The organism is Frankia sp. CcMO1 (genome assembly GCF_977945845.1).
Genome location: NZ_CDWTMG010000358.1, coordinates 1 through 3,476 on the forward strand (window position 1 = coordinate 1; position 3,476 = coordinate 3,476).

A 3,476-nucleotide genomic window follows, 5' to 3' on the forward strand; every position below is an offset into this window, starting at 1 on the left:
CTCCTGGAGCGAGGAGCCGGCGATCGTGCGGCCGCGAGCCGCCCCGAGCTCCGGGCCGCGACGCCGCGGAATGGCGGCACCGGATCCGGGCACCATCGGCCGAACCGCCGACTCGGGATCAAATTAGTCCGGGATCACGGCCAATCGTTTGCGCCGGACATAGCCGAAGCCCGATTACCACCGACAAACTACCCCTTGAGTGAGGATTACCGGGAGTGACCATAAGATAGCCACAGCACCATGGTATAAAGTCGCACGCGCTATACCGGACTGCGTGTTGGGGAGGCTGTTCGTGTACCACGAGCGAACGGTTGCAGCACCGTACGAGGCAGCACCGTACGAGATTGTTGGACGGGGTTACCACAAACGGCCCGTCCCATCGCGCAGCCACCCGGCACCGGCCCCGGCGCATCCGTGACCATACGGGATTCGAGGTCCGCCCCCCCGATCAGGGGTAACCAGCCGCACCCGGTTGACGAGGTGAGGACCGGCCAGGACACAAGATCATCGTCATCCGTCGTAAGCCGATGACGCCGAGAGAGGACAGGACGAGGGAGTGGCTTTGAACGAAAGCGGTCGGCGCACGTCCCTTGCGGTCGCGACGCCTGAAGGTGGCGCGTTCTTCCCGGCGTTGCACTTCGACGACCTGCCGGCCTCGGTGGTCAGCCGGTTCCGGGAGGTCGCCACGCACCTGCCCGACACGCCCGCGCTGGTCTCTCCCGGCGTCGTCATGACCTTCGCCGAGGCTGATCGCCGGACCGATGACATCGCGATGGCGGTCCTCGGCCGCCTCGACGCGAACGAGGACGGTCCGGTCGCGACCCTGCTGCCGCACAGCGTGGCTGGCCTGCTGGGCGTGCTGTGCGTGCTGAAAACCGGGCGCCCGGTCGTCCCGCTGGATCCGGTGGTGCCCGCCGAACGGATGGCACAGATCGTTCGGCAGGCCGGCTGCGTGGCCCTGCTGACCGACCTGGGCGACGGCTCCGTGGCCCGCTCGACGGTGGGCCTGCAGCCGGTGGGGACCAACGGTTCGAACGCCACGGCCGAATCCAGCGTGAATCCGGACGCCCTGCTCGCCGCGCTGGCCGGGGGCGGCCCCCGCCTCGTCCTGGACCTCGCCACGGCGGCCGCGGACGGTGCCCGGTGGATCGCGGCGAACGGCGCGGACGCGGTCTGGTGGCCGCAGCCGCTGGTCGACGATCCGGCCTGCATCGTGTTCACCTCCGGTTCAACCGGCGCGCCCAAGGGCGTGGTGTGGACCAACGGCACGTTCCTGTGCGACGCCTACGCCGGCGCCGAACGCCTCGGTTTCGCGCCGGGCGACCGGCTGGCCCTCGTGCTGCCGTACTCGTTCGCCGCCGGCATCACCGTGGTGGTGTTCGGTCTGCTCAACGGGGCCGGGGTGTATGCCTATGATCCCCGGGCGGTGGGCCTGAGCGGCCTCGCCGACTGGATCTCCTCGCAGCACCTGACCGCGCTGCAGACCACTCCGTCCCTGCTGCGCTCCCTCGTCGGCTCACTCGAACCGGACCAGGTCCTCGCCGACCTACGGATCGTGACCACGTGCGGGGAGGCCGTCTACGGACGCGACATCACGGCGCTGCGGCCGCACGTGCCACCGGCGTGTACCTACGTGAACTGGTCCGGTGCCTCCGAGATCGCCTCCCTCGGCTTCTTCGAGGTCCCGCCGGGCACCCAGCCGCCCGCGGGCACGGTACCCGCCGGACTGCCGGCGACCGGCAAGGAGGTGGTACTGCGCCGCGAGGACGGCACGCCCGCCGATCCCGGCGAGGTGGGCGACGTGGAGGTCACCTCGGCCTACCTGTCGGCCGGGTACTGGGGGAACACGGAGATGACGGCGTCCCGCTTCACCCCGCTCACCGATGGCCGGACCACCTGCCGGACCGGCGACGTCGGCCGGTTCGAACCCGACGGCACGCTGGTCCTGCTCGGCCGCCGGGACGCAGCGGTGAAGATCCGCGGCTACCTCGTCGAACCGAGCGAGGTGGAGGCGGCGCTGCTGAGCTCCGCGGAGATCGCCGAGGCGGTCGTCACCGCCGTCGCGCATCCTTCGGCGCGGAACCGGCTGGTCGCCTATGTCGTGCCGGCGGTACACGGCAACACCCTGTCCCCGGTCCGGATCCGGCGGAGGCTGCGCGAGAAGCTGCCGGTCTGGATGGTCCCGACGACGATCATCCCTCTGACGGAACTGCCCCGCAACGAACGCGGCAAGGTGGACCGGGGCGCGCTGCCGCCCCCGCCGGAGGCCCCGGCCGTCTCCGCCCGGCCGAGAACGCAGTGGGAGATCGTCGTCGCCGACATCTGGACGCGGGTCCTCGATCTCGAGGAGGTCGGCATCGGGGACGACTTCATGGAGCTCGGCGGCGACTCCCTGGCAGCGAACGAGCTGCTCACCCTGGTCGCGGAGAAGCTCGGGATCACCATGCCGTCATCGGCGCTGGTCGACGCGCCGACGCTGGGCGAGTTCGCCCGCGCGCTGTCACTCGCGCAGCAGTCGGGTCCGCGGCACCCCACCGTTGTCCCCCTGCGCACCACCGGCTCGCGGCCGCCGCTGTTCTGCTTCGCCGGGGCCGGCGCGCTCGCCCTCGGTTTCCACTCACTGGCCCGCCGCCTTGGTGGCGACCAGCCGGTCTACGCCTTCCAGGCGCACGGGCTGGAGCGGCGGGGTTTCCCGGACTGGAGCGTCGCGCGGACCGCCCGCCGCCACCTGGAGATCATCCGCGTCCTGGCTCCCCGGGGTCCCTACCTGCTCGCCGGGCACTCGCTGGGTGGCCTGATCGCCATGGAGATCGCCCAGCAGCTCGCCGCCGCGGGAGAGGAGGTCGGTTTCCTGTCCATCATGGACACCTACCTGCCGGCCTCGCTGCGGATCGAGTCGGCCGGGGCGGGCGATACCGAGGCGGGCGATACCGGGGCGGCCGGCGCCACCGCGCCGTCGAAGGCAGCCGAGGACCACGCGCGCGGTTACCGCGGCCGGCTGGCGCGGTTCACCCAGAAGCTGCTACCGGAACAGCGGGCGAACTTCACCAGTAATGCGACCCTCAAGAAAATGGTACAGATTCCGCTCACCGGGGTCGTACAGTTCGGCGGGCTCGAACAGTTCGACGTCTTCTTCAACCACGGGCGGCTCCTCGAACGTTTCTACCGACCGCGGCCGTGGCCCGGCCGGGCCCTCGTGTACCGATCGGCGGAGAATCCGGACCCGGAGGACGCATGGTCGGCATTCCTCACCGGGAGCCATGACATCCATTTCGTTCCGTGTGAGCATTTCTACCTGCTCCGCGAACCGCACATCATCAAGATCTCGGAGCATTTCCGGGCCGAGATCGACCGGGTGGTTGCCGGGCTGGCTGAGACAGGCTGACTGCGACGGGCTGAGCACTCCGTTCGCCTAGGGCCTGTTTGGGAAGTTTATCGGGGCAGCCATTCGTTGATCGCGGCGTGGTGACTGTTGC

1 protein-coding gene is annotated in these 3,476 nt (G+C 70.0%); it reads left to right on the forward strand.

The features are described from left to right. Window positions 1–556: 556 nt before the first annotated feature. The gene (locus AC08OU_RS23740) at window positions 557–3,385 is read left to right on the forward strand and encodes an alpha/beta fold hydrolase (protein ID WP_476602288.1); all 2,829 of its coding nucleotides are present in this window, start codon (window positions 557–559) and stop codon (window positions 3,383–3,385) included. Window positions 3,386–3,476: the final 91 nt, after the last annotated feature.